Genomic DNA, 25,373 nt, shown 5'->3' on the forward strand with positions numbered 1-25,373 from the left:
ATCTGGATCATAACGGAGGCATGGCATGGCACATCTCGTTCTCGTTCCCGGGCTCTGGCTGGACGGCAGCAGTTGGGACGCCGTAGTCCCTGCGTTGCGGGGCGCGGGGCACGGCGTCTCGCCGCTCACGCTGCCCGGTCTCGAGGCCAAGGACGCTGACCGCAGCAAGGTCGGCCTGCAAGATCAGGTGGATGCCATCGTCGCCGCGATCGACGCCGCACCAGCTGGCGAAAGCGTTGTGGTGGTGGGGCATTCCATGGGAGCGGGGCTTGCGCATCTCGCTGTCGACGCCCGTCCCGATCGGGTGGCAAGGGTGGTGCACATCGGCGGCTTCCCGGCCGCTTCCGGAGCGCCGCTGGCGGAAGGTTTTGCGGTGGACGGGCCCGACCTGCCGCTGCCGGACCTGAGCACCTTCGACGACCGTGACATCGCCGACTTGGACGAGCAGGCGCGCTCCGCCTTCGTGGCCAGGGCGATCGCCTCGCCGGCGTCGCTCACCACCGATCCGGTGCGGCTGACCGACGAACGTCGCTACACGGTCCCTGCGGTGATGGTGTGCCCTGAGTACTCGGTGGACGAGCTGCAGAGCTGGGTCGCCGGCGGGGACCTGCCTGAGGTCGCGGCGATCGCCGACGTCAGCTACGTCGACATCGATTCGGGGCATTGGCCCCAGTTCACCCGGCCGACCGAGCTCGCCGGCATCCTCAACGAGCAGGCCAGCATCGCCGATACCGCGCAGCGTCCCGGCCCAAGTGATCAGGGCGAGCGATGACATCCATTACCCCGCAACAGTTTCATGACAGTGACGGGACCGCCGACTGGCGGTTCCTGTTCAGCGGCGTGACCGCGTGCTTCCGGGTGGATTCGCTGGGCCAGGCGATTGAGTTCGCCGGACGGATCGGCTCGGCCGTCACCGGCCTCGGCCGGGTTCCGGACCTGGATCTGCGCGCCGACAGCGTCACCGTCAGGGTGTTTCCAGGGGTGGACGGTCCGGTGGCGGACGACATCGAACTGGCCCACCGGGTCTCCGCTGCCGCGGCCGACCTTGGGCTCGCCGCCGATCCGCAGTCCGTGCAGCACATCCAGCTCGCCATCGATGCCACCGACTATGCCGCGATTCGCGAGTTCTGGGCAGCGGTGCTCGGCTACCGGTTGCTCGGCGAAGAGGACGCCGTCGACCCGAAGCGGATTGGGCCGCCGATCTGGTTCCAGGAAAGCCCGGAGCTGCGTACCGGGCGCAATCGGATTCATGTCGATGTGTCGGTGCCGCACGACGTCGCCGAGTCGCGGATTGCGGCGGCACTGGCGGCCGGCGGGCGGATGGTTGATGACAGGTTCGCTCCGGCCGGCTGGACCCTCGCTGACCCGGAAGGCAACGAGGTCGACATCGCCACCTGGCAGGGCAGAGCCTGACGGTTCCCGCTGAGCGTGGCTGAGCGGCGGATTTCACCCCACGCGGGGTGCCGGTGTAGGCTCATTCCCGCACGCGCTACTAGCTCAACTGGCAGAGCAGCTGACTCTTAATCAGCGGGTTCGGGGTTCGAGTCCCTGGTGGCGCACAGCGGAGCACGACGAAGGAAGCGGTTCTCGAGCCAGGGTTCGGGAGCCGCTTCTTTCTGTTTGCCCAGGTTGCACCCATCGACGGCACCCGCCTCGCGGCCGTGCCGAACAAAATTGAAACGCTGTGTCAGTAGCTGTCGATGGCGTGGCTAAGCTACGGGTTGACGCCCGGAGCCGTGCCACGGCTGCATGGACGTCGATGCAACCAGACTTCTCCAGGAGATTCGACGATGTCGCAGCCCGCAGCTCCGTCCACCGAAACCGTGTTCACCTATGGCGCGCCGCAGCTGAAGTTCGGCCCGGGCAGCAGCGCTGAGGTCGGGTACGACCTCGGCCAGCTGGGGGTGAGCCGGGTGCTGGTGATCACCGACCCCGGGGTGGCAGCCACCGGAGCACCGCAGCAGGTGGTGGAGCAGATCCGCGCCGCCGGGCTCGAGGCCGAACTGTACGACGGTGTCAGCATCGAACCCACCGACAAGAGCATGCAGCAGGCCGTCGACCACGCCAGGGAGCACGGCCCGTGGGACGGCTTCGTCGCGGTCGGCGGGGGATCGAGCATCGACACCGCCAAGGCGGTGAACCTGTTGCTCACCAACGACGGTGCGGTGATCGACTACGTGAACGCGCCGGTCGGTGGCGGCCGCGCTCCCCGCAATCCGCTGCATCCGTTCGTGGCACTGCCCACCACCACCGGCACCGGAGCCGAGTCGACAACGGTGTGCGTTCTCGATGTGCTCGATCAGCACGTCAAGAGTGGGATCAGCCACCCGCGGCTGCGTCCGGTCATGGCGGTGATCGACCCCGATCTGACCCGCAGCCAACCCGCTATGGTGACGGCATCGTCCGGCATGGACATTCTCTGCCACGCGTTGGAGAGCTATACGGCCAAGCCCTACACCAGCTTTGCCCGCAAGCAGCCGGAGCAGCGGGTGCCGTACTGCGGTGCCAACCCCATCGCCGACATGTTCTCCGAGAAGGCGATGTCGCTGCTGGCACAGTCTTTCCGGGCTGCCGTGCACGAGCCGGAGAACATCGAGGCGCGCAACGCGATGGCAATGGCCGCGACCTTCGCCGGGATGGGATTCGGCAACGCCGGGGTGCACATCCCGCACGCCAACGCCTACCCGATCGCCGGTCAGGTGCGCGACTTCCAGCCGGCCGACTACCCGCAGGGGCATGCCATGGTGCCGCACGGCATGGCGGTCTCGCTGACCGCGCCGGCGGCATTCGCGTGGACCTTCCAGTTCGATCCTGAGCGGCACCTGCGCGCCGCCGACCTGCTCGACCCCAGCGCCGAACGCGCCGCCGACCCCTCCGATCAGCTGCCCAACGTGCTGAAGAAACTGATGCGGGACATCGGCATTCCGGCCGGCATCGGGGCCGTCGGCTTCACCGAGGCCGACATCGACGCTCTGGTGCCCGGCACCCTGAAGCAGCAGCGCCTGCTGGCCATCGCGCCCGGGGACCCGACCCCGGAGGATCTTGCTGGCATCCTGCGGAACTCGTTGCAGCTGTGGTGATCTGGGACTGCTGAATCGTCAGTCGGCAGCGGTGGCAGTGAGCAGTCGCAGCGCCGATTCGGCCGGGCTGTCCGGCGCGGCGGTGTACATCAAGATGCGCTGACCGTCGCCCTCCGGCAGGTGCAGCACCTCGTAGTCGAGGGCGAACGTGCCCAGTTCGGGATGCTGAAACACCTTGCTACCGCTGGTGCACAGCCGCACCGTGTGTCCCGCCCACAGGCCGGCAAACTCGGTGCTCCGCACACTGAGTTCACCGACCAGGTCGGAGATGCGGCGATCACTCGGGAACAGACCGGCGACGTAACGCAACGACGCCACCGCCAGCGCCGCCTCGGCGGACCAGTCGCGGTACAGCTCGATGGTGTGCGGATCCAGAAACAACATCCGGATGTGATTGGGCCGGTCGGCCGGTCGCGATGGAGCGGCGACATCGAGGTGCCCTGCGAGCAGCCGGTGCCCAGGACGGTTCCACGCGAGAAAATCCAGATGCCGACCGAGCAGAATGGCCGGGACGTCACGGACCGCGTTCAACAGTTGCACCGCACCGGGTTTCGCGGTCTCCGGCCGCGCAGACCTGGCGCGCCGCCGCGGGGTCGGACGGGCCAGCGCAAACAGGTGGTCGCGCTCGTGCGGATCCAACCGCAACGCCCGCGCCAACGCATCGATGACCGCGTCCGAAGCGTTGCTGGACTGGCCCTGCTCCAACCGGGTCAGGTAGGTGGCCGACACACCGGCCAGCTGCGCCAGCTCCTCTCGCCGCAGGCCAGGGACTCGGCGGCGCCCGTAGCTCCGCAACCCCACAACGTCAGGGGTAAGGCGGTCGCGCCGGGACCGCAAAAACTCACCGAGTTCGGTCGACGCCGGTGCGCTACCGGAGATGGTGTCGGCCCGGTGTGCCGCCGCGAGGCGCGGAAGATCGTCTTGGTCGGCTGGTGCCATCGGTCCATGATGACGCACATCGTCCCGGGCCAGCCTGACCCCACCAGTGCTAGGCAACGCCGGGACTGGTTGCCATGCATGCCGATCGCAACGCTGATGGCATGACACCCACCTCCTCACAGTCACCGATGTCACCGCCACCCATGTCACAGCCGCCGACCCGGTCTCCGGCCACACCTTCGGCAGCGGCCCGGAAGCCGACCACCGGGCACCCGGCGGGACCGCGACAACCCGCCGATGCGATCGTGCCGACCGCGCGCAGCCGCGCCGCGGTGGCGCTGTTGCTGACCGGCAATTTCACCCTCGCGGTCGACTTCTCGATCTTGAACGTCGCGCTCCCGCATATCGGCACCGAACTCGGCTTCTCGGCCGGCGGGCTGCAGTGGATCGTCACGGCATTCGCGTTGTGCGCCGCCGGTTTCACCTTGTTCTTCGGCCGCGTCGCCGATCTCTTCGGCCGCAAACGCTTGTTCCTGGCCGGAATGGCATTGCTGGGCGCGGCATCGCTGCTCGGTGGGCTGGCCGGCACGCCGGCCCTGCTGCTCATCGCGCGGGCGGCCCAAGGCGTTGCGACCGCAATGGTGACCCCCGCGGCATTATCGTTGCTGACCACCATGTTCGCCGAAGGACCCGCGCGAGCTCGGGTGCTCGGGCTGAACGGCGCTTTGATGGCCGCGGGCTTCACCAGCGGAGCGGTGCTCGGTGGCGTGCTCACCGGGGTGATCAACTGGCGGTGGGCGTTCTACATCAACGTGCTGGTCGCCGCCGTCGTGCTGCTGGCCGCTCCCACGATTCTCCGCGAACCCCACCGATCCGACCGGCCCAGGCTCGACCTGCCAGGTGCCGTCACCATCACGGCGGCGCTGCTCGCCCTGGTGCTGGGCATCACCCACGCGGGCGAACACGGCTGGGCGGTGCTGGGAACGTGGCTCCCGATCGCGGTGGCGGTGGTGCTCGGAGCGGTGTTCGTCGTCGTCGAGACCAGGGTGGCGCAGCCGCTGATCGCGGTGGAGCTGTTGCGCCGCAACACCATCACCGTCGGGAATCTCGCAGGCCTGCTGGCCTTTGCCACCGAGACGTCGCTGGCCTTTCTGCTCACTCTCTACCTCCAGGAGACGCTGGGCTACTCCGCGGTGGCCGCCGGCCTCATTCTGGCCTTTCTCGGGATCGGGACGGTGCTGGGCGGCCTGCTGGCACCGAAACTGATCGGCAGGGTCGGACCACGGCGAGCTCTGATCGCCGGCTTCGGCGTGCAGGCCGCCGTGACACTGCCGCTGGCGTTCATCGGCGCCGATCGGGCCTGGTTGATCCCGTTGCTGGCGTTGACCTTCATCGGGGGAGTGGCGAACCTTGTCGCCATTGTCGGCTACGTTGTGACGTCAACGACGGGCGTCCCTGCCGATCAGCAGGGTCTGGCGACGGGCCTGGTGACCATGAGCCAACAGGTCGGTATCGCCCTTGGCACACCAGTGATGTCGGCGTTGGTGGTGAGCCAGGCCGCGGCGGGATTGCTCAGCGGCATCCGGTTCGCCGTCGCCGTGAACGCCGGCCTTGCCCTGCTCACCTGTTTCGTGGTGGCCGCGCTGCTGCGCCCGCCGATGGGTGGACGAACTCAATAGGAATGCCGGCCGGACGCGCCGTAACCGGCCGGGTCGTCGGCGTTGTTGTCGGCGCCGAGGTCCGAGCCCCGGCCCAGCAGCAACGCCGGCAGATCGTAGCCGTGCCGGGCGAATCGATCGTCGTGCGGCGGGAAACCCTGGGCGCGAACGAGTTTGCCGTCGCGAGTGGTGAAGATGTCGGCGGTCTCCACCACCCCGGACTCGACTCGCCCTGGCAGCGCCACGATTTCGCGGACCCGCCGGCCACCGCCGGGCTCCAGCCCGAGTTGCACCACCAGATCGATCGAGCTGGCCACCGTCGGCACCACAAAGTTGTCGGTGACGTTCTCGCCGGCCAGCAGCGGCAGGGTGCACAGCTTGATGACGGCTTCCCGTGCGGAGTTGGCGTGCACGCTGCACATGCCGGGCAGGCCGGAGTTCAGCGCGATCAACAGATCCAGCGATTCTTCCTGCCGCACCTCACCGACGATGATCCGGCTCGGCCGCATCCGCAGTGCCTCCTTGACCAACCGGCGCAGCTGAATCTCGCCGTGGCCCTCGAGGTTCGGCTGCCTTGTCTGCATGGCGACAACGTCGGGAAGGTTGGGGCGCAGCTCGAACACTTCCTCGCAGGTGATCACCCGCTCGCTCGGCGGGATCGAGTTGACCAGGGTGTTCAGCATGGTCGTCTTCCCGGCCTGGGTGCCGCCGGCGACGATGATGTTGAGCCCGGAGACCACCGCGGCCTCGAGGAAACGGGCGGCGTGCGGGGTGATCGTCTCGCGCGCGACCAGATCTTCAAGGCCGTTGGCGGCGACCACAAACTTGCGAATGTTCAGCGACAGGTGCTCGCGGGTGATGTCGGGGATCACCGCGTGCAGCCGGCTGCCGTCGGGCAACAGCGCGTCGACGAACGGAGACGACAGGTCGAGTCGGCGGCCGGACGGTTTCAGCATCCGCTCCACCAGGTCGCGCACCTCGCCGGGGGTGAGCACGGTGGTGGTCAGCTCGTGGCGGCCATCGCGGGCGACAAACACCTTGCCAGGCTGGTTGATCCAGATCTCCTCGACCTCGGGGTCGTCCAGAAACCGTTGCAGCGGACCGTATCCGGCCAATGTGTCGTACACATAGCGAGTGACACCGTCCCGATCCAGCAGCGGCGGCAGCGACGAGGTCGCCACCCGCTCCTCGTAGTGGCTGACCACTTCGTCGATGAGTTGCCTGGCGGCCCGCCGGTCGACCACCGGGTCGAGTCCGCGGCGGCGGATCAGCTCGCGCACCTCGTCGTGAATGTGCTCGGTCGCCGTCACGGTAGCCATCGCTCGCCCCCTGCCTGGTGCGGAGCGCGGCTCGCCGCCGCGTGTCCGCTTTCGGATCGCTTGGGCGAACCCTAACCGCAACCGGGCACCCGCGCCCTGTGCTGTCCACAGCCGTTGCGCCGAGTGCCAGTACCGGCGAGGTGCACGCACCCGGCGCCTGTGCTCGCCGGGCCGACGCAGCTGGTGCCTGCGACAACTGACGCCGTACTACAGCTGGTAGCCCCGGAAGAGCACCGCGTAGTCGGTGCCGGCCGCTTCGCCGCCCTTGCGCAGCTCTTCGGGGATGAACACTTCCGGGTCCGGATGGTCGGGCAGGTGCCGCAGGTAGGCCTGATGGCACTGCAGCGACGTCACCGCGGCGTCGACGGCGCGCTGGTCGACAGGCTGCGCGAGGTTGGGGTTCTCGTCGCCGGTCACCAGCAGCAGCGTGGCCTGCCAGGGACCGAGGTGCTCGGTCTCGGCGAGGTCTCGGAACACCCACCGGTTGGCCGCGTCCCTGGTGGCGTCGATGACGGCGATGCCGGTCACCCGATGGTCGGCCTGGTTCAGGCCGCCGTACGCCTCGACGTGAAAGTTGGCGGTCAGCACCACATCGGGACGGAACATGCGGATCTGCCTGGCGATGTCCTTGCGGAGTTCGAGGCCGGGCTGCAGCATGCCGTCCGGGTGGCGCAGGATGGTCAGGTCGGTGACGCCGACGGTGGCGCAGGCGCGGCGCTGCTCTTCAGCGCGGACGGTCCGCACCTGCTCGGGGTCTTCCGCCATGCCGGCCTCGCCGCCGGTCAGCAACAGATACCCGACCTGCTTGCCCGCGCGAGTCCAGGTGGCCACGGCGGCGGACGCGCCGTACTCCATGTCGTCAGGATGGGCAACGACGCACAGCACCCTGGTGAAGTCGTTGTCGTCCAGCGGTGTCAGCTCTCCCCGGTCTGCCATGGACCGAGCGTATCGACCGGGTTCGGCGGCTGAACAGGGCCGGTCGGCCAGGGACGGATAGTCGGGGCCGGTCGGTCAGGGCCGGCGGTTAGGGCCGGCGGGCCAGGGTTGCGGCGAGTTGGTCTGGCTCGGTGACGGGCGCCTGACAAACGAAGCCCCTGCACACATACGCCGCCGCCCTGCCGTGCACCAGGCTGCGTTCGGCCAGCAAGGGAACACCGGGCTCGTCCGGTCGGCCGGCGACGGCGACCAATCCAGGAGACGTGTTGTGCCGCGCGACTTTCAGCAGTGCTGCCGCAGCCTGTGACTCGGCGCCGACGACGGCGACCTGCAGCGGACCGGCCAGCATGGCCTCGGCCACCGACAGGAAGTGCCCGGCAAATCGCGGCTCCCTTGCGGCCAGCGTCGCTGCGCCACGGACGATGGCCTCGGCGGCGGTTCTGGCGTCGGTGTCGCCGGTCAGTGCCGACCAGGTGAGCAACGCACCGGCCAGCGCGGAAGCGCCGCAGGGTTCGGCGTTGTCGGCGTCGGTCGATGGGCGCCACAGCAACGGCGGTGAATCGGCAGCCGTGTCGTGCACCGTCATCTGATCCGGCCGATCGGGGTCGGTGCTGACGAACAGCTCCCGCGCCGTCTCGAGCAGCTCACCGGCGGTGTCGAGATAGTGGCGCTCACCGGTGATTTGGAACAACGTCACCAGTCCATCGGCCAGGTTGCCGTAGTCCTCCGCCACGCCAGCGGCCGAGCCGGCAGCGCCGTCCAAAGACACCCGTCGCAGCCGGCCGCCGGAATACTGGGTGGCGAGCAGCGCGTCGGCGCATTCCTTCGCTGCCGCAAGGTATTCCGGGCGCTCCAGCAGGGTTCCGGCCTCGGCCAGCGCGGCGATCGCCAATCCGTTCCACGCCGTCACCACCTTGTCATCACGGGCCGGTTGCGGCCGCTGCCGACGCGCGCTCAGCAGTTGCCGCCGCACCCACCCCCACCAGGCCTCGTCGGCCGGATCGGCGCGCCGCTGCAGCGTGGATAGCCCGTGCTCGAAGGTGCCGGACTCGGTGACGGACAACAGTTCCGCTGCCCTGGCGCCGTCCCGCTCGCCCAGAATCTCCACCAGCTGGGCGGGGGAGAAGACGTAACTGGCGCCTTCGACGCCGTCGGTGTCGGCGTCCAGCGACGCGGCGAACATGCCTTGCGCGGTGCGCAGGTCGGCGAGCAGAAAATCTGCGGTCTGCTCGGCGACCCGGCGCGCCAGCGGTGCTCCGCTCGCCCGCCACCAATGCAGGTAGCCGCGCAGCAGCAAAGCGTTGTCGTACAACATCTTTTCGAAGTGCGGCACCACCCACTGCCGGTCAACGCTGTAGCGCGCGAAACCACCGGCCAGCTGATCGAACATGCCGCCGCGGGCCATCGCCGCGAACGTCGTCTCGGCCATGGTGATGGCTGCCGCGTTTGCGGTGCGGGCGTGCTGGCGCAAAAGAAACTCCAGCACCATCGACGGCGGAAACTTCGGTGCGGTACCGAACCCGCCCTCGTCAGGGTCGAACTGCCGCCGCAGCGTGTCCACCGCGGCGGCGGTGTCCTGAGCCGTCATCGGGGCCGCGCCGGCGGCGATGTCGAATGCCGGGCGCTGGCCGGACGAATCGGGCGCTGCGTCGCCGCTGGCATGTCGACGCAGCGCCTCGGCGATCTGGAAACCCTGCTGCCGCACCGCATCCGCGTTGTCCCGCCACAGCTCGCGGACCTGGCCGAGCAGATTCAACAGCGCCGGCTTCGGCAGGTAGGTGTCGGTCCACACCGGCTCGCCGGACGGCAGCAGCACACACGTCATCGGCCAGCCGCCGTGCCCGTTCATCGCGGTGGTCGCCGTCATGTACACCGCGTCGATGTCCGGCCGCTCCTCCCTGTCCACCTTGATCGGCACGAACGTCTCGTTGATCGCGGCCGCAACCTCGTCGTCCTCGAACGATTCGTGCGCCATCACGTGGCACCAGTGGCACGCGGCGTACCCGACCGACAACAGGATCGGCCGGTCGCTCTCGCGCGCCAGCGCCAGCGCATCGTCGTCCCATTCCCGCCAGTCGACCGGGTTGTCGGCGTGCTGGCGCAGGTACGGGCTCAGTGAATGCTGCAGGCGATTAACCATGGTGGCGGCACTGGGCATTCGCCGGTGATGACGCCCAGCGAGTCACTCTTCGGCCCCCTGAGGATAGGCAGCGCTGGCGAGGAGTCGATCGAGCGTCTCGATGAGGCCCTCCGGCCTCGTCGTGGCGGTGTTCCAGACGCGGTGATTCTGCACCTCTGCGTAGCCATGTACCAGGATGTTGCGGAATCCGACGATCTGTCTCAGATCCGGGACGCGCGCGGCCACCTCTGGATCGGCTCTTTCAAGCCTGTTCAGGGCCTCCCCGACTGTGATGAACTGCCGCTCCACGGCTGATCTCAGCAGCGCATCCTGGCGATAGTCATCCAGCGTCTTGCCCTGGATGAAGATGCTGATCTGGGTCGCGGCCTCGCGGGCATCCCACAGATGGGCGGGCGAGTCAGGCCGCATACAGGTCTTCCTTGCTGGCCTCGATGGACTCGATGATGAAAGGATTGCGAAGGGCACCTGCCTCGACCAGGTCCACCGAGCGATCGACGAGAGCCTCCAGCGCGCCTTTGAATCGGAAGTAGTGACTCAATGTCTGCGGGGCGCTGTCGGCGAACTCCACGAGGAAGTCCACGTCACTGCGCTCGGGATTGAACCGCTCCGTCACCGCCGAGCCGAATACAGCGAGCCGACGTACACCAAATTCGCGACACAGCTGGGCGATCGCGTCGCGATCCAGGCTCAGCACGGCGGACCTCCTCGCTCCAGTGCTCTGCTCCATGTTCCCACAGAGGTTCCCACACAGCTCCGCGCATCGACAGATATCTGCTACCTGCTATCGGCCTGCCCGGCGGGATGTCGGCATGTTGGCGCAGGTACGGCCCGGAGCACCATTCAACCGAGGAGCACCGTTCAACCGAACCGCAGGGTTCACCGTTCGCGCTCGGTGTCTTCGCCCCTACCGGATGTCTTCCGATAACGGTCACCGGCTGCTGTAGATCTCGGCGTCCAGCCGGTGCGGGTTGACGTCGAGCAGCTTGCGGTCCCAGTTGCCGAGATCCGCTGCCAGACCATAGGTTTCGTTCAAGAATCTCAGCAGGGTGCGCTGCGGATTGTCGCTGGTGCGCACGTCGCGGTACGGCAGCACGAACTCACCGAGCTTGTCGTCGTAATAGCCTGCCGACAGTTTCCCTTCGGCGTAGCCGTCGGGAGCCGGGTACGCGTAGGCGTAGAAAGTGCCCTCCTCCGAACCGCCGGCCCAGAAACCTGAGCTGGCGTTCTCGCGGGCCTCGGCCTCGACCATCACCCAGTGCGGGCACGAAGGCGGACCCGAGCCCTCGTACGGCGGGGCGTTGCGCCCGGAGTACCGGGCGCAGGCCAGGTCCATCGAACCCCAGAACAGTTGCACCGGACTGTCTTTGCCCGCGAAGCCGGCGCGGTAGGCCCAGAACACCCGGTTGACGGCCAGCAGCTGCCGCCAGAAGGTGTTGACCGCGTCGGCGTCGTAGGACTTGTGCTGGGTATCTTCCGCGAACGGAATCGCGGGGGAGACCTCGTTGGGGCTCGGCACGATCACGCAGTTCAGGCTCAGCGACTGCAGCGTGTCCATGGTGGCGGCGTAAAAGTCGGCGACCGTACGGGGTTTCAGCTCGACGGTGCGAACGGCACCGCTGCTGCTGCGCAGCACCAACTGGTGGTCGACGAAGTCGAATTCGGCGTCGAACTCCTCGCCGTTCTGGCGCATCAGCCAGGTGCGCAACCCGCGCGCGCTGACCTCGTAGGTGACGTTCCACCAGTGGTTGATCAGCGGGGTCGAGACCTCCTCGATCTTGCCGACGATCTGCAGCCACATGTGCAGCGTCTCGCGGGTATCCGTCCAGCTGTCGACCAGCAACTCCGGCCACTCGCTGTTGTCGCTCATCTACGTTCTCCCTCGCCTCGGTGCCGCTGCCTGCTGGACTGGCACCAAGTGTGCCCCGCCCGACCGTTCCGCGGTCGGACGAGCTTGGACCAGGTATGGCAGCTCTACTGCATCACTACTGATGTCGATATGATGTAGCGATGCGTACCACGGTGGATCTCCCGACCGCTGTGCATCAACGAGCGGTGGCTTTGGCGCGGTCGCGCGGAGTTTCGCTCTCCGCGGTGGTCGCCGAGCTGGCGATCCGGGGCCTGGAGCAGCTGGACGAGCCGCTGTCGATCAGTACCGACCCCACGTCCGGTTTCCCGGTGGTCAGCATGGGACGCCGCATCACCTCCAGCGAGGTCGCCGAGGCGCTGGATGACGAGTGATCGCTGGTGAGTCGGTACCTGCTCGATGCCAACGTGCTGATCGCACTGACGGTTGCCGAGCACGAACACCACCGGCGCGCAACGGCGTGGCTGGCGACAGTTGACGGCTTTGCCGTGTGCCCCGTCGTCGAGGGCGCTCTCGTTCGGTTCCTGGCACGGTTGGGTGAGCGGCCTGCGGTAGCCGTCGAGATTTTTCGTGCCGTCGGGACGCACCCACGCGGCCAGTTCTGGCCGGACTCCTTGTCGTACGCCGATGTCGAGTTGGCGCGCGTGCGGGGTCACCGCCAGGTGACAGACGCCTACCTTGCCGGTCTCGCGGTCGCCAACGGCGGCCGCCTCGCCACGCTGGATGCCGCGTTGGCGCAGACGCTGCCGGATGCCGTCGTGCTGATCGATGATTAGCTGCACCGGTTCCTGGTGACACGGCTTCTCGAGACACGTTCTTAGTGAAACGGCATCCCAGCGACGCGGCCGTGGCGCCGGCGACCTACACCGCCACCGTGCCGGGCGCCCAGCGCCGGCAGGTACGAAATACTGAAAGCGTGAGCACCGAACCGAACGGCAACGCCTTCGACGACGACCTCCGGCTGGCCCTGCAGCTGGCCGACGCCGCCGACGCGATCAGCTTGCCGCGCTTCGGGTCTGCCGATCTGGAGGTGCGGAGCAAGCCGGACATGACGCCGGTGTCCGACGCCGATCTCGCCGTCGAGACCGCCCTGCGGGAACTGCTGCAACAGCACCGGCCGGACGACAGTGTGCTCGGCGAGGAGTTCGGCGACAGCCGGCCGGGGGCGCGCCGGCGCTGGGTGATCGATCCGATCGACGGCACCAAGAACTTCGTCAGGGGCGTGCCGGTGTGGGCCACCCTGATCGCGCTGGTCGACGGCACCGGGCGCGACGCCCGCGTCGTCGTCGGGGTGGTGAGCGCACCGGCGCTGTCCCGCCGGTGGTGGGCCGCGCTGGGCGGCGGCAGCCACGCCAGCTTCGCCGGCGGGTCGTCGCGGCCGTTGCGGGTGTCCGGCGTCAGCGAGCTCGGCGATGCCTCACTGTGCTATTCGGATCTGCAGGAATGGGACAGGTTCCAGCTCGGCGCGGCGTTCCGCCAGCTGGCCGACGCCTGCTGGCGGAGCCGCGGGTACGGCGATTTCTGGTCGTACCTGCTGGTGGCTGAGGGCGCTGCCGACCTGGCCGCGGAGCCTGAGCTGAGCCTGTGGGACGTGGCTGCGCTGGCACCGATCGTCACCGAAGCCGGCGGTCGCTTCACCACCAGGGACGGCGAGCCGGTCGACCAGCTGACCGCCCCGCACGTCAACGGCGCGTTGGCCTCCAACGGGTTGCTGCACGACCAGCTCCTCGGTGCCCTCGGCGCCGCCCGCTGAGGTCCCGCCGTACTCCAGCGGCACTCCCGCTGCATTCCCGCGAGGCCTGGCCGTGGCAGCCGGACGCCGGGCACCCGGCGAGGTAACACTGACATAACGGAATCGCCGGTACAGTGTGCTTTCGTGATTCATCTTTCCCACGTCTCCAAGAGCTACAAGACCTCGACGAGGCCGGCTCTGGAGGACGTCACCGTGGACGTCGGAAAGGGCGAGTTCGCCTTTCTGATCGGTCCCTCCGGGTCGGGCAAATCGACGTTCCTGCGGCTGCTGCTGCGCGAGGAGGCCCCCGACCGCGGCGACATGACCGTCGCCGGGAGTGATCTCACCAAGATCCGGCGCTCCAAGGTGCCGGTGCATCGCCGCCGCATCGGCTGTGTTTTCCAGGACTTTCGGCTGCTGTCGAACAAGACCGTCTCGCAGAACGTCGGGTTCGCCCTCGAGGTGCTTGGCCGCAACCGCAACGTGGTGCGCCGGGTGGTGCCCGAGGTGCTGGAGCTGGTCGGGCTGGAGGGCAAGGCCAATCGGCTGCCGCACGAGCTGTCCGGCGGCGAGCAGCAGCGCGTCGCCATCGCCAGGGCCTTCGTCAACCGGCCGCTGCTGCTGCTGGCCGACGAGCCCACCGGCAACCTCGACCCGGACACCAGCGCGGACATCATGCTGCTGCTGGAGCGGATCAACCGCACCGGCACCACGGTGCTGATGGCCACCCACGACAACGCCATCGTGGACTCCATGCGCCGCCGGGTCATCGAGCTGCAGCTCGGCAAGGTCGTCCGCGACGAAGACCGCGGCGTGTACGGCGTCGGCCGGTAACCACCAAGCTCCACCGACGGAGCGGAACGGGCCCCGCGCGCGTCGCCACCAACTTCGTCGTCGTCACCTGAATAGTCACCATCGGAACAAGCGCCATCAGAAGGTGCACTGCCGACCCGCGGGAGACTGCGGGCCGATCCGTGTGAAAGGAACCCATGCGAGCGGGATACGTGTTCAGCGAGGTCGCCACCGGCCTGCGGCGGAACATCACCATGACGATCGCCATGATCATCACAACGGCGATCTCGCTGGGGTTGCTTGGCGGCGGTCTGCTGGTGGCGCGGATGACCTCCCACGCCGAGCAGCTGTACGGCGACCGGGTGCAGGTCGACGTCTTCCTCACCACCGAGGTGTCCAAGAACGACCCGAACTGCCGCAACGCCTGCCTGACGCTGCTCGACGAGATGAAGGCGAACCCCGACATCGAGGCGGTGGAGTACCACAGCCAGGAGGACGCCTACCAGCAGTACCTCGAGCAGTACCGCGGGCAGCCGGCGATGACGGAGATCGTCGACAAAGACACCCTGCCAGCGTTCCTGCGGGTGCGGCTGAAGGACCCGGCGAAGCTGGCCATCGTGGCCGAGCAGTACGGGCGCTCGCCCGGCGTGCAGCAGGTCACCGACCAGCGAGAAGTGATCAACCGGGTGTTCGACGTGTTCACCGCGGTCCGCAACATCACCCTGGCCATCGCGGTGATCCAGGCCATCGCGGCGCTGCTGCTGATCTCCAACATGGTGCAGATAGCCGCGTTCACCCGGCGGACGGAGACGTCCATCATGCGGTTGGTCGGCGCCAGTCGATGGCGCACCCAGCTACCGTTCATGATCGAGGCGATCGTCGCCGGCGTCGTCGGGTCGATCCTTGCCGTGCTGGGACTGTGGGCGGCCAAGGCCTGGTTCATCGACAAGAAGCTGTCCGGGCTGTTCAACTCGGGCGTGCTACCGCAGATCACCTTCGGCGACTTCGTTTTCGTGACGCCGATCCTGCTCGGCGCCGGGGTGCTGCTCGCCGCGCTGAGCGCCTACGTCACGCTGCGCGCGTACGTCCGCACCTAACGTCCTGCGGCCCGTCACCTGCCCGATCTGGCAGTAGCGCGTGCCCGGGAGGCCGGGGAGTGCCGGGAGCCCGGCGAGCCGGCAAAGTCGCTGGCGCGCGCCGGTAACCTGGACCGGTTATGTCCAAGTCATCCGCAGCCCGCCCGGTGGCCGCCGCCGGCAAGTCCGCCAAGTCCGCCAAGGCGGCCAAAGCCGCCGGCGGCCGCTCGCTGATCGCCTCGAACAAGAAGGCGCGGCACGACTACGAGGTGCTCGACCGCTACGAGGCGGGCGTCTCGTTGACCGGCACCGAGGTGAAATCGCTGCGGGCGGGTCGGGCCTCGCTGGTGGACGGCTACGCCACCATCTCCGACGACGAGATCTGGCTGCGCGGCGTGCATATCGCCGAGTACGCAGAGGGCACCTGGACCAACCACGCCCCGCGCCGGGCCCGCAAACTGCTGCTGCACCGGGCCGAAATCGACAAGCTGGCAGCGCGGATGCGCAGCGCCGGCGGCGGCCTGGCATTGATTCCGTTGTCGATGTACTTCCTCGACGGCAAGGTGAAGGTGGAGCTGGCGCTCGGCCGCGGCAAACGCGAGTACGACAAGCGGCAGACCATCGCAGCGCGCGACGCCGACCGCGAGATCGAGCGCTACGCCGGCCGTCGGGCCAAGGGCATGACGCGCTGAGCCGCTCCGGCTCGGTGGCCCGCCCGCCGCACCGTTTCGGCGGCTTCGGCGAGGCCGGCCGGCCGCGCCGAGGTTCGCGGTCAGCGCAACAATGGGCCGCATGACCGAGCTGCTTGACATTCCCGCCCTGCTGGCCGAGCTCACCACCGGTGAGAAGGCCGCGCTGTGCCTCGGGTCCGGCTTCTGGTTCACTGCGCCGGTGCCGCGCCTTGGCATCGAGCGGGTGATGGTGTCCGACGGCCCGCACGGCCTACGGGTGCAGCCGGAATCAGGCGACCACGTCGGCATCTCGGACAGCCTGCCGGCCACCTGCTTTCCGCCCGCTGTCGCGCTGGGATCGTCGTGGGACCCTGAGTTGGCGCAGCGGGTCGGCGCCGCGATCGGCGACGAGGCGCAGGCGGTCGGGCTCGGCGTCGTGCTCGGGCCGGGCGTCAACATCAAGCGGTCGCCGTTGTGTGGCCGCAACTTCGAGTACTTCTCCGAAGACCCGCTGGTGGCCGGGACGATGGGCGGCGCGGTGGTGCGCGGCGTCCAGTCGGCCGGGGTGGGTACCTCGGTGAAGCATTTCGCGGCGAACAACCAAGAGACCGACAGGGTGCGGGTGTCCGCCGACGTGTCGGAGCGGGCCCTGCGGGAGATCTACTTCCCAGCGTTCGAGCACATCGTGCGGGCCGAGCAACCGTGGACGGTGATGTGCTCGTACAACCGGGTCAACGGCGTGCACGCCAGCCAAAACCGTTGGCTGCTCACCGATGTGCTGCGCGAGCAGTGGGGCTTCGACGGTCTGGTGATGTCGGACTGGGGCGCGGTGCACGATCGGGTGGCGGCACTGACCGCCGGCCTCGACCTTGAGATGCCTCCGAACCTCGGCCGGTCCGACGAGGCCATCGTGCGTGCGGTCGCCGACGGCAGTCTCCCGGTGCCGGTGCTCGACACCGCGGTGGCGCGGGTGCTGCAGCTGGTCAATCGGGTGCGCGCCGGCCGGCGTGAGCAGGTCGACCCTGCGCACGAGCGGCACCACGCGTTGGCCCGCGAGGTGGCGGCCGATTGCATCGTGCTGTTGAAGAACGAGGGTGGTGTGCTACCGCTGAAACCCGTTGCCGGGCAACGGATCGCGGTGATCGGTGAGTTCGCGCGGACGCCGCGGTATCAGGGTGCCGGATCGTCACAGGTGAACGCCACCAGGGTGCTGAACGCGCTGGATGAGCTGCGGGCAGCAATAGGTGGCGATGGTGACCGTAATAGCGGCGGTGGCGATACCGCCGGTGGTGGCGATACCGCCGGTGGTGGGGATACCGCCGGTGTCGCGGTGGATTTCGCCGCTGGGTTCACCCTGGCCGCCGCCGCACCTTCCGATACCGCTGCACCTTCCGATACCGCTGCACCTTCCGATACCGCCGTACCTTCCGATACCGCCGTACCTTCCGATACCGCCGTACCTTCAGATACCGCTGCACCGGCGGACTCGGCGGCGCTGGCCGACGAGGCGGTCGCGGTGGCCACCGGCGCCGACGTCGTGCTGATGTTCTTGGGCCTGCCGCCGCAGTGGGAGAGCGAGGGCTACGACCGCACCAGCATCGACCTGCCGGCGGAGCAGATCGCTGTGCTGGAGCGGGTTTTTCAGGTCAACCCGAACGTGGTGGTGGTGCTGAGCAACGGGTCGGCGGTGGAGATCGCGTCCTGGTCGGGACGGGCCCGAGCCATCGTCGAGGGCTGGTTGGGTGGCCAGGCCGGTGCTGGTGCGACGGTGGATGTGTTGCTGGGCAAGGTCAATCCGTCCGGCCGGCTGACCGAGACCATTCCGCTGGCGCTGGCCGACACCCCGTCCTATCTGATGTTCCCGGGAGCTGACGGGCATGTGGTGTACGGCGAGGGTGTGTTCGTCGGGTATCGCGGTTTCGACGCCATGGACCGAAAGGTGGCCTACCCGTTCGGGTTCGGCCTGTCGTACACCAGCTTCGACTACCGCGATCTGGCCGTCGCGGCGAGTGGAACGGGCGAGGCGGGTGATCTGCAGGTGACGGTGACGGCGACCGTTACCAACACCGGCGAGCGGGCCGGTAAGGAGGTGGCGCAGCTCTACGTCGGGTTCGACCGCGCCGGTTTCGGCGACCCTGCGGTGCCGATGCCGCCGTGGCAGCTGCGCGGTTTCAGGAAGGTGGCGCTGCAGCCGGGGGAGGCCGTGACGGTGCGGTTCGCTCTGGACGCGCGGGCACTGTCGTATTGGTCCGATTCCGGGTGGCAGCTGGCCGGCTCGCTCGTCCGTGTTGGGGTGGGACGCTCGTACCGCGACCTGCCGCTGGTGGAAACGCTGCGGCTGCCGTTGCCGCCCCGCCGGTTCCCGCTGAACCGGATGACGACGGTGCAGGAGTGGCTGGCCGATCCGGTCGGCGGTCCGGCGCTGCGCGCCGCGTTCACCGGCGCGGACGGCGCGGCGCCCGGCATCGTCGCCCATCCGGAGGAGCTGGCGCTGGTCGGCAACTTTCCGCTGTCTTCCCTGGCGGCGATGCCAGGGCTGGGCCTGGACAACGCCGCGTTCGACAGGCTGCTGGCCTCGGTATCCGGTCCGGAAGCGACGGGTGATGGGCAGCAGCACGGGCCAGGCGCAGGCGCGACCGGGAAATGGTATGAGGCGGCGGGGAACAATCGGTAGACTGTTCGGGTTGCACCAGTAGCAGCACCGACAACTACACAGCGCTCCAGAATCGAAGTTTCTCTTCCGCGTTGCCGGCCCGTTGCGGCGGCGAGCGCGGACCCCCACGGGGGTGATTGGTCTCGACAGCGGATGTCGAGTGAGGAGAAGCGGGCCGAGGAAGGCAACGATGATCTCGTTAACCACCCGTTGCAAAAAAATCAAGCGCCGACTCCAGTCAGCGCGAGTTCGCCCTCGCCGCCTGAGCGAGCCCGAACTCCGTCAGCCCGGGTAAGTTCCCGTCCCGGATGCTGGCGTCGACAAGGGGACTCACCTGCGGTGCCGGCCACGGGCACCGCGGGGACACCTCACAGTGGCTGGGCCTGTCACACCAGCTTGTTCGCGTGACTGGTGAGGCCGAGTAGAGACCTAGCGAACTGCGCCCGGAGAAGGACTCACAACACACCGTTGGACGCGGGTTCGATTCCCGCCACCTCCACAAACGCCAGCAGCACCCGACGTGCTTTTTGTCGGGTGCTGCTGGCGTTTTTGCGGTGCCAGCATCGGACCCGCGAGCCGGGAGCGTAGCGAGTGGCGTACGCGGTGGGCCCCCGCTGTGAGCGGAGCGAGCAGTAGGGGGTTCTGGGCCCCCGGTTGAGCGGCAGCGAGACTGGGGCTTCCCGCCACCTCCGCAACGTGGGCTCGTCGGAAAACTCGCGGCTCGAATCGCGTTTGCGCAGGTCAGCTTTGGCAACAGAGCGTCGAGACGCCGAAATGTCCCCTGAGCAACGCCCGGAGCGCCGCCGGGGTGGCTCTACTCAAGTTTGAGAGCGCTCGATGGCCTCGAAGCGGGCCGGGATGGCTGCAAACCGCGTTCGAGCGTTGTGAAACTTGAGTAACACCGCCAATGGCGGGCAGTCGGTCCAGCGGACACGATCACGCTCTGCCGAGGAGGGGTTGTGCCTGAGCGGGCTTGGCTGCAAACGCTCCTTGAGCGTTGTGAAACTTGAGGACCGGGCGGGCGCGGTCGGCTGGCCCGACAGGGCGCGCCGAGCTAGCGTTCGGCCTGCGGCAAGCCCACGCGGCGAGCCCTGCGGAACGCCGTACGGCGAGCCCGTGCGGAATGCCGTGCGGCAAGCCAGTGCGGGAGCTCCAATGCGGGATGCCCGGGCAGGAAGCCCAGCGCACGGTGCCGCCCGGCGGAAGGGAGCAGCGATGGACGCGTTCTTCAAGTGCGATCTGCAGGGGGTCAGCTTCACCGACGTCAACCTGGCGAAGGCGCGGTTCACCGGCGTCAAGATGGCCGAGGCGCGGCTCACCCGCAGCAGTCTGGCGGGTGCGGTGCTGCGCGGGGTCGACGTGCAGGACGCCGAGATCGATGCGCCGTGGCTGCTGGAGGGCGACGGCGTGCTGACCATCAACGGCGTGAACGTCGCGCCGCTGGTAGACGCCGAACTGAATCGTCGGTTTCCTGGCAGACAGCTGCGCCTGGCTACCGACCCTGAGGGTCTGCAAGCGGCCTGGGAGGCGTTGCAGCGCAGCTGGAACGGCACGCTGGAACGCGTCGCCGCGATGCCGGAGGGCACGGTGGACGTCTCGGTGGCGGGGGAGTGGTCGTTCGCGCAGACGCTGCGGCACCTGGTGATGGCCACCGATACCTGGCTGCGCGGCGCGATCCTGCGGATCGACCGGCCGTACCACCCGATCGGCCAGCCGAACGCCGAGTACGCGGAAGACGGTTACGACCCTGCTGTGTTCGATGCCACGACTCCCTCCTACAGCCAGGTACTCGAGGTGCGCGCCGAGCGGGTCGCCATGGTTCGCGACTATCTCGCCACGGCGACCGCCGAGCTGCTGGCCGAGACCAGGCAAAACCCTTGGGCCCCTGCGTATCCGGAAACGGTGTTGAGCTGCCTGCACACCATTGTCGGCGAGGAGTGGGAGCACCTCAGGTACGCCGTCCGCGACCTGGACAGCCTCGCCGCAGCCGGTCGCTGAGCCCGACCGGCCGCCCGCTGAACCCGACCGGCAGATCGGCGGAAACCGGCGGTACCGATCGCCGGGAACCGGTGGGACCGATCGCCGGGAACCGGTGGCATCGGCCACCGGACGCCTGCTCAACCTTGACCAACTGCCTCTCCGTCGCTACCTTAAGTAAATCCGCGTTACTAAAGGCGGCTAACGAAGGGGTTGGAGTGGCCGAGCGCACCGATGGTGTCAGCGACCTCGCGGTGCTGACCCCGGACGAGCTGGACCGGATCAGCCGGCCCGCGCACACGCCGCGCAAGTCCGGCACCCAGGACAACCGCACCCGCAATCGAGCGTTGGTGCTGCGGCTGCTGTACCGCGAGGGCCCGCTCAGTCGATCCGAGCTGGTGCGTCGCTCGGGATTGACGGCGCCCACCATCTCGGCCCTGGTCGCCGACCTGCAGCAGTCGGGCCTGGTCCGTGACGCCGGGCTGCCGCCGCAGGCCCGCATCGGCAAACCCGCCCCGCTGGTCGAGCTGAACGCCTCCGGAAACGCCGTCGTCGTCCTGGATATCGCCCCGCACGAGGCATTTTCGGCTGCCCTGGTCGACCTCAGCGGTACCGTGCTGCAGCGCACGCAGCGCGCTGTGGACGGCGCCACCGGCGCCGAGGCGCTGCAGAACGTCCTCGACCTCGCCGAGCAGATGTGCCGCACCGCAACGGTTCCGGTGCTGGGCGTCGGCATTGCCGCACCTGGTCTGGTGGATCAGGCCGGGCACATCCGGTTCGCCGCGCACCTGGATTGGCACGACGTCGATCTGGCCGGCGCGGTGCGGGCGCGCACCGGGCTACCGACCGTCGTGGGTAACGACACCAACCTGGCCGCCTTGGGCGTCAGGCGCTTTCGCGACCCGAACGATGACGATCTCATCGTGGTGTCCATCGAGCACGGCGTCGGTGCCGGGGTGCTGATCAACGGCGCCGTGGTGGAGGGCGAGCAGTTCGCTGCGGGGGAGCTCGGGCACGTGACGGCCGACCCCGACGGCGGGCTGTGCAGCTGCGGGCGCCGTGGTTGCCTCGACCTGGTCGCCAGCGCCCCCCATCTGCGCCGGCTGCTGAAGCGGGCGAGCGCTGCTCGCAGGACCGCGACGTTGGAAGCCGCGGGCGCGGCGCTGGGTCGCACACTCGCCCCGGTGCTCGCCGTTTTGAACATCAACACGGTGGTGCTGCTCGGACCCGCCGACCTGATCGACGGGCCACTGCTCGCCGCCGCCGAACGCACCGCAAAGCAGTGCGTGCTGCCGGCGCTGGCGCCGAGCCTGACCGTCCGGTCACGAGCCGGCGACGACGACCTCGGTCTGCTCGGCGCCGCCGCCCTCGTCCTCACCAGCCAACTCGGCCTCGGATCGCCGCGGTAGGGAGTCATCGTGCGGATCAACACCTTTCGGCGCACCCGCCGCCTTGGCGCGGCAGCGGCACTGGCGCTCAGCGGCCTGCTTGTTCTGGCCGGCTGCTCGGGAGCGGCCGGCAGCGCCGGAGCGGGCGGCCGCGAGATCACCGTCTGGGTGATGGACGGCGACTACACGATGGACACCATCAACGCCATCAACGCCGAGTTCAGCAAGCAGACCGGCGCCACCGCTAGGGTGGAGCGGCAGAGTTGGGACGGCATCACCACCAAGCTGACCACCGCGTTGAGCACCGCAGCACCACCGGACGTCCTCGACCTCGGCAACACCCAGGTGGCCAGTCTCGGCGCGAGCGGTGGGCTGCTGGATCTGACCGACGACAGGGAAGAGTTTGCGCAGGGACAGACCTGGTTGGAGGGTCTGGAGGCGCCGGCCACCATCGACGGAAGACTCTATGCCGTACCGGGTTTCGCCGGAGCGCGCGCGGTGATCTACAACAAGACGGTGTGGGCCGAAGCCGGCGTCACCGAGCCGCCGACCACCTTCGCCGAGTTCACCGCGGCGCTGGACACGGTGCGCAGCGTCAGCAACGCGCCCGACTTCTCGCCGATCTACCTGCCAGGGCAGTACTGGTACGTCGGGCTGCAGTTCGTCTGGGACGCAGGGGGTTCCATCGCCTCGTCGGAGGGCGGTCGGTGGACCGGCAACCTGGAATCACCGGCGGCGCTGCAGGGCCTGCAGAACTTCAAGAACTTCCAGAACACCTACTCCACACCGGCATCGCGCACCCTGGACACCGACCGGCCGGAACAGCAGCAGGTTCTCGCCGACGGTAAGACCACCGCCATCGTCGCCACCAACGTGTACCTGGGCAAGGTGCTGGACGCCAATCCCGACCTCGGAGAATCCGATCTCGGGACCTTCCCGCTGCCCGGCGCCGACGGCCCACAGCCGGTGCTGCTGGGCGGGTCGGACTGGGGGATCGCGGCCAAGACCCGCAATGCCGAGCTCGCCAAGGCCTGGGTGAAGATCGCCGCCAGCCCGAAGATCCAGCAGGACTGGGTGTTCGCCACCGGCGGCTGGATCCCGAACAGCGTCGAAGCCACCGAGGCCGCACGGGCCAGCGTCCCTGAGGTGCAACGCGCCTTCTTCACCGCGGCGCTGAACTCGAAGGCGCCGCCCGCCAGCGAGTACTGGGTGGACATGGAGTCGACGAGGGCCGTCAACGACCTGTTCTCCCAGGTCGCTTCCGGCAGCCGCACCGTGCCGCAGGCCGCCGCCACCTTTGACGCCAGAATTGCCGAAACACTGAACCAGAACACCTTCTGAGGCAACGGTTTCCGCTGCCGCCCACAGTGCCCGCAGACCGACAGGACCATCGTGACCACCACCCTGCAAGCGCCACCGCCGAAGACGGCAGGTGCCGCCGAAGCGCCCGCGGCGCCGCGGCGACCGGAACGCACGCACTGGCTGCTGCTGAGTCCTGGCCTGCTCATCATCACCGCGCTGACGGTGGTGCCGATCGTGGTGTTGGTGCTCAGCTCGTTCACCGACTACAACCGGCGCAGCCTGTTCACCGGCCGGTTCGAGCTGGTCGGTGTTGGTCAGTATCAGCGGCTGCTCGGCAACGAGGAGTTCTGGTGGTCGTTGCTGCGCACGCTCGGCTTCACTGCGGCGCTGGTGGTGGGCAGTATCGCGATCGGTCTGGCCCTGACGGTGCTGCTGACCCGGCTCGGGGTGGCGTTGCGGATGCCGGTGACGGTGGCGCTGATCTGCGCCTGGGCGATGCCGACGGTGGCGTCGTCGGTGGTGTGGAACTGGTTGTTCCAGCCGGGTTATGGCGTGGTGAACTGGTTGCTCACCCAGCTCGGCATCTTCGGCGACATGGCCAACACCGACTGGAGCAATGACGCTGTTCTTGCCTACGTCTCGATCTGGCTGTTGATCGTCTGGCAGGCCGTGCCGTTCATCGCGCTCACCCTCTACGCGGCCGTGATGCAGGTGCCGCTGGAGCGGCAGGAGGCCGCCCGGATGGATGGTGCCTCGGAATGGCGGGTGTGGCGATCGGTGGTGATCCCGGCGCTGCGCCCGACGCTCGGGTTGGTGACGATCCTGTCGATCATCTGGGACTTCAACGTGTTCAACCAAATCTGGCTGGTCTCCGGTGGCGGCCCGGACTCGGCCACCACCACGCTCGGCGTGTTCGCCTTCACGACGGCATTTGTTGGATTCCAGATCGGCACCGGGTCGGCGCTGTCGGTGATCACCACACTGATTCTGTTGGCGCTGACGGCGTTGTACATCCGTCGGCTGCTGCGAGCCGGGGAGGACCTGTGACCGCTCTCGCCCCCACCCGCCGGTTTTTCACCAGGCGGCGTCCGCTGTCGAAATTGCTGGCCATCGGCGTCAGCCTGATCTGGCTGTTCCCGGTGTACTGGATGCTCAACACCGCATTCAAGCCCCGCTCGGAGGTGAGCACCGCGACGCCGTTGTTCTGGCCGCGCGCCGCGACGCTGGACAACTTCCGGGTCGCTATCGGTCAGACCAGCTTCCTCACCAACCTGCGCAACAGCGTGATCGTGGTGGGCGGGACGTTGCTGCTGGCCATCGCCGTCGGCTTCTTGGCGGCCGCGGCACTGACCAGGTTCCGCTTCCGCGGGCGCCGCGCCATCATGGTGGGAATCCTTGCGGTGCAGATGCTTCCGGCTACCGCGCTGCTGATCCCGATGTTCCAGGTGTTCGAGCGGCTCGGCCTGCTCGGCACCTACATCGGGCTCATCCTGGCCTACGTTGGCCTGGTACTGCCGTTCTCGGTGTGGGTGATACGCGGCTTCTTCCTCACCATCCCGGCAGAGATCGAGGAGGCGGCCAGGATCGACGGCGCCAGCACCTGGACGATCCTCACAAGGATCCTGTTCCCGCTGGTGGCTCCCGGAGTGATTGCCACCAGCATCTTTTCGTTCATCACCGCGTGGAACGACTATCTGATCGCCTACACGTTCATGCAGAGTGAGCAGAACTACACCCTGCCGGTGTGGCTGGCCTCGTTCAAAACTCCGCTCACCGGAACGGATTTCGGCGGACAGATGGCCGCGTCGGTGCTGTTCTCGCTCCCCGTCGTTGTGTTCTTCCTCGCCATCCAACGCAAGCTGGTGACCGGCATGTCGGCCGGCGCCGTGAAAGGTTGATCCGGACC

General features: G+C 68.2%; 23 protein-coding genes, 1 tRNA gene and 1 other RNA gene. 18 read left to right on the top strand and 7 right to left on the bottom strand.

Annotated elements, in window-relative coordinates; genetic code table 11:
- Positions 1-25: 25 nt before the first annotated feature.
- The 4 genes from HKD39_RS16425 to HKD39_RS16440 all read left to right on the top strand — a co-directional run bounded on the left by HKD39_RS16425 (position 26) and on the right by HKD39_RS16440 (position 3,080).
- The gene (locus tag HKD39_RS16425; protein WP_171200955.1) at positions 26-772 is read left to right on the top strand and encodes an alpha/beta fold hydrolase; all 747 of its coding nucleotides are present in this window, start codon (positions 26-28) and stop codon (positions 770-772) included.
- Entirely contained in the window at positions 769-1,413 is a 645-nt protein-coding gene (locus HKD39_RS16430; RefSeq protein ID WP_171200956.1) for a VOC family protein, read from the top strand. Before HKD39_RS16425 ends, HKD39_RS16430 begins: the two co-directional genes overlap by 4 nt.
- A gap of 73 nt (positions 1,414-1,486) precedes the next feature.
- Positions 1,487-1,559, top strand: a tRNA-Lys gene (locus tag HKD39_RS16435).
- 231 nt (positions 1,560-1,790) lie between these two features.
- Complete coding sequence (locus HKD39_RS16440; protein WP_171200957.1) at positions 1,791-3,080, top strand: hydroxyacid-oxoacid transhydrogenase; 1,290 nt, start codon at positions 1,791-1,793, stop codon at positions 3,078-3,080.
- Between the two features lie 18 nt (positions 3,081-3,098).
- Here the strand turns inward: HKD39_RS16440 and HKD39_RS16445 are convergent, their stop codons facing one another.
- Positions 3,099-4,019, bottom strand: a complete 921-nt coding sequence (locus HKD39_RS16445; RefSeq protein ID WP_171200958.1) for a helix-turn-helix transcriptional regulator — start codon at positions 4,017-4,019, stop codon at positions 3,099-3,101.
- A 128-nt stretch (positions 4,020-4,147) separates the two neighbouring features.
- Here HKD39_RS16445 and HKD39_RS16450 point away from each other — a divergent pair, with 128 nt between their 5' ends.
- Positions 4,148-5,638, top strand: a complete 1,491-nt coding sequence (locus HKD39_RS16450; RefSeq protein WP_425488467.1) for an MFS transporter — start codon at positions 4,148-4,150, stop codon at positions 5,636-5,638.
- On the opposite strand, the gene HKD39_RS16455 is transcribed toward HKD39_RS16450, so the two are convergent.
- The 6 genes from HKD39_RS16455 to HKD39_RS16480 all read right to left on the bottom strand — a co-directional run bounded on the left by HKD39_RS16455 (position 5,632) and on the right by HKD39_RS16480 (position 11,879).
- Positions 5,632-6,936 carry a TadA family conjugal transfer-associated ATPase gene (locus HKD39_RS16455; protein ID WP_171200959.1) on the bottom strand — a complete coding sequence of 435 codons (1,305 nt, stop codon included), beginning with the start codon at positions 6,934-6,936 and terminating at the stop codon, positions 5,632-5,634. The genes HKD39_RS16450 and HKD39_RS16455 overlap by 7 nt on opposite strands.
- A 207-nt stretch (positions 6,937-7,143) precedes the next feature.
- The gene (locus HKD39_RS16460) at positions 7,144-7,872 is read right to left on the bottom strand and encodes a PIG-L deacetylase family protein (protein ID WP_171200960.1); all 729 of its coding nucleotides are present in this window, start codon (positions 7,870-7,872) and stop codon (positions 7,144-7,146) included.
- 88 nt (positions 7,873-7,960) lie between these two features.
- Entirely contained in the window at positions 7,961-10,012 is a 2,052-nt protein-coding gene (locus HKD39_RS16465; protein ID WP_171200961.1) for a thioredoxin domain-containing protein, read from the bottom strand.
- A 42-nt stretch (positions 10,013-10,054) separates the two neighbouring features.
- Entirely contained in the window at positions 10,055-10,420 is a 366-nt protein-coding gene (locus tag HKD39_RS16470) for a HepT-like ribonuclease domain-containing protein (protein ID WP_171200962.1), read from the bottom strand.
- The gene (locus HKD39_RS16475) at positions 10,410-10,706 is read right to left on the bottom strand and encodes a nucleotidyltransferase family protein (RefSeq protein ID WP_212754660.1); all 297 of its coding nucleotides are present in this window, start codon (positions 10,704-10,706) and stop codon (positions 10,410-10,412) included. Before HKD39_RS16475 ends, HKD39_RS16470 begins: the two co-directional genes overlap by 11 nt.
- A 234-nt stretch (positions 10,707-10,940) precedes the next feature.
- A complete protein-coding gene (locus HKD39_RS16480) occupies positions 10,941-11,879 on the bottom strand; it encodes a DUF5996 family protein (RefSeq protein ID WP_171200964.1) in 939 nt (312 codons plus the stop codon).
- Positions 11,880-12,019: 140 nt separating this feature from the next.
- On the opposite strand from HKD39_RS16480, the gene HKD39_RS16485 reads away from it, so the two are divergent.
- The 13 genes from HKD39_RS16485 to HKD39_RS16545 all read left to right on the top strand — a co-directional run bounded on the left by HKD39_RS16485 (position 12,020) and on the right by HKD39_RS16545 (position 25,365).
- Entirely contained in the window at positions 12,020-12,250 is a 231-nt protein-coding gene (locus HKD39_RS16485; protein ID WP_171200965.1) for a hypothetical protein, read from the top strand.
- Positions 12,251-12,256: 6 nt separating this feature from the next.
- Positions 12,257-12,652 (top strand): TA system VapC family ribonuclease toxin, encoded by a 396-nt coding sequence (locus tag HKD39_RS16490; protein WP_171200966.1) that lies wholly within the window; start codon positions 12,257-12,259, stop codon positions 12,650-12,652.
- A 140-nt stretch (positions 12,653-12,792) separates the two neighbouring features.
- Positions 12,793-13,629: a histidinol-phosphatase gene (gene hisN / locus HKD39_RS16495; protein WP_171200967.1), complete on the top strand. Its 837-nt coding sequence runs from the start codon at positions 12,793-12,795 to the stop codon at positions 13,627-13,629.
- Between the two features lie 123 nt (positions 13,630-13,752).
- A complete protein-coding gene (ftsE, locus tag HKD39_RS16500; protein WP_171200968.1) occupies positions 13,753-14,442 on the top strand; it encodes a cell division ATP-binding protein FtsE in 690 nt (229 codons plus the stop codon).
- 155 nt (positions 14,443-14,597) lie between these two features.
- Complete coding sequence (gene ftsX / locus HKD39_RS16505) at positions 14,598-15,497, top strand: permease-like cell division protein FtsX (RefSeq protein ID WP_171200969.1); 900 nt, start codon at positions 14,598-14,600, stop codon at positions 15,495-15,497.
- A gap of 119 nt (positions 15,498-15,616) precedes the next feature.
- Complete coding sequence (smpB, locus tag HKD39_RS16510) at positions 15,617-16,168, top strand: SsrA-binding protein SmpB (RefSeq protein WP_171200970.1); 552 nt, start codon at positions 15,617-15,619, stop codon at positions 16,166-16,168.
- A 100-nt stretch (positions 16,169-16,268) separates the two neighbouring features.
- Positions 16,269-18,821 (top strand): glycoside hydrolase family 3 C-terminal domain-containing protein, encoded by a 2,553-nt coding sequence (locus tag HKD39_RS16515; RefSeq protein WP_171200971.1) that lies wholly within the window; start codon positions 16,269-16,271, stop codon positions 18,819-18,821.
- Between the two features lie 108 nt (positions 18,822-18,929).
- Positions 18,930-19,302: a transfer-messenger RNA gene (ssrA, locus tag HKD39_RS16520) on the top strand.
- Positions 19,303-20,015: 713 nt separating this feature from the next.
- Positions 20,016-20,798: a DinB family protein gene (locus HKD39_RS16525; RefSeq protein ID WP_171200972.1), complete on the top strand. Its 783-nt coding sequence runs from the start codon at positions 20,016-20,018 to the stop codon at positions 20,796-20,798.
- A gap of 197 nt (positions 20,799-20,995) precedes the next feature.
- Positions 20,996-22,186 (top strand): ROK family protein, encoded by a 1,191-nt coding sequence (locus tag HKD39_RS16530; protein WP_171200973.1) that lies wholly within the window; start codon positions 20,996-20,998, stop codon positions 22,184-22,186.
- A gap of 9 nt (positions 22,187-22,195) precedes the next feature.
- Positions 22,196-23,506: an extracellular solute-binding protein gene (locus HKD39_RS16535; RefSeq protein ID WP_171200974.1), complete on the top strand. Its 1,311-nt coding sequence runs from the start codon at positions 22,196-22,198 to the stop codon at positions 23,504-23,506.
- A 51-nt stretch (positions 23,507-23,557) separates the two neighbouring features.
- Entirely contained in the window at positions 23,558-24,514 is a 957-nt protein-coding gene (locus HKD39_RS19790; RefSeq protein ID WP_212754661.1) for a carbohydrate ABC transporter permease, read from the top strand.
- Positions 24,511-25,365, top strand: a complete 855-nt coding sequence (locus HKD39_RS16545) for a carbohydrate ABC transporter permease (protein ID WP_212754662.1) — start codon at positions 24,511-24,513, stop codon at positions 25,363-25,365. The genes HKD39_RS19790 and HKD39_RS16545 overlap by 4 nt, the downstream gene beginning before the upstream one ends.
- The last annotated feature ends 8 nt before the right edge of the window (positions 25,366-25,373 follow it).

Source organism: Nakamurella aerolata, from assembly GCF_013002705.1.
GTDB lineage: Bacteria > Actinomycetota > Actinomycetes > Mycobacteriales > Nakamurellaceae > Nakamurella > Nakamurella aerolata.

Coding starts and splice junctions, on each gene's coding strand:
- HKD39_RS16425 (WP_171200955.1), top strand. CDS start 26: ATGGCACATCTCGTTCTCGTTCCCGGGCTCTGGCTGGACGGCAGCAGT.
- HKD39_RS16430 (WP_171200956.1), top strand. CDS start 769: ATGACATCCATTACCCCGCAACAGTTTCATGACAGTGACGGGACCGCC.
- HKD39_RS16440 (WP_171200957.1), top strand. CDS start 1,791: ATGTCGCAGCCCGCAGCTCCGTCCACCGAAACCGTGTTCACCTATGGC.
- HKD39_RS16445 (WP_171200958.1), bottom strand. CDS start 4,019: ATGGCACCAGCCGACCAAGACGATCTTCCGCGCCTCGCGGCGGCACAC.
- HKD39_RS16450 (WP_425488467.1), top strand. CDS start 4,148: ATGTCACCGCCACCCATGTCACAGCCGCCGACCCGGTCTCCGGCCACA.
- HKD39_RS16455 (WP_171200959.1), bottom strand. CDS start 6,936: ATGGCTACCGTGACGGCGACCGAGCACATTCACGACGAGGTGCGCGAG.
- HKD39_RS16460 (WP_171200960.1), bottom strand. CDS start 7,872: ATGGCAGACCGGGGAGAGCTGACACCGCTGGACGACAACGACTTCACC.
- HKD39_RS16465 (WP_171200961.1), bottom strand. CDS start 10,012: ATGGTTAATCGCCTGCAGCATTCACTGAGCCCGTACCTGCGCCAGCAC.
- HKD39_RS16470 (WP_171200962.1), bottom strand. CDS start 10,420: ATGCGGCCTGACTCGCCCGCCCATCTGTGGGATGCCCGCGAGGCCGCG.
- HKD39_RS16480 (WP_171200964.1), bottom strand. CDS start 11,879: ATGAGCGACAACAGCGAGTGGCCGGAGTTGCTGGTCGACAGCTGGACG.
- HKD39_RS16485 (WP_171200965.1), top strand. CDS start 12,020: ATGCGTACCACGGTGGATCTCCCGACCGCTGTGCATCAACGAGCGGTG.
- ftsX (WP_171200969.1), top strand. CDS start 14,598: ATGCGAGCGGGATACGTGTTCAGCGAGGTCGCCACCGGCCTGCGGCGG.
- smpB (WP_171200970.1), top strand. CDS start 15,617: ATGTCCAAGTCATCCGCAGCCCGCCCGGTGGCCGCCGCCGGCAAGTCC.
- HKD39_RS16515 (WP_171200971.1), top strand. CDS start 16,269: ATGACCGAGCTGCTTGACATTCCCGCCCTGCTGGCCGAGCTCACCACC.
- HKD39_RS16525 (WP_171200972.1), top strand. CDS start 20,016: ATGGACGCGTTCTTCAAGTGCGATCTGCAGGGGGTCAGCTTCACCGAC.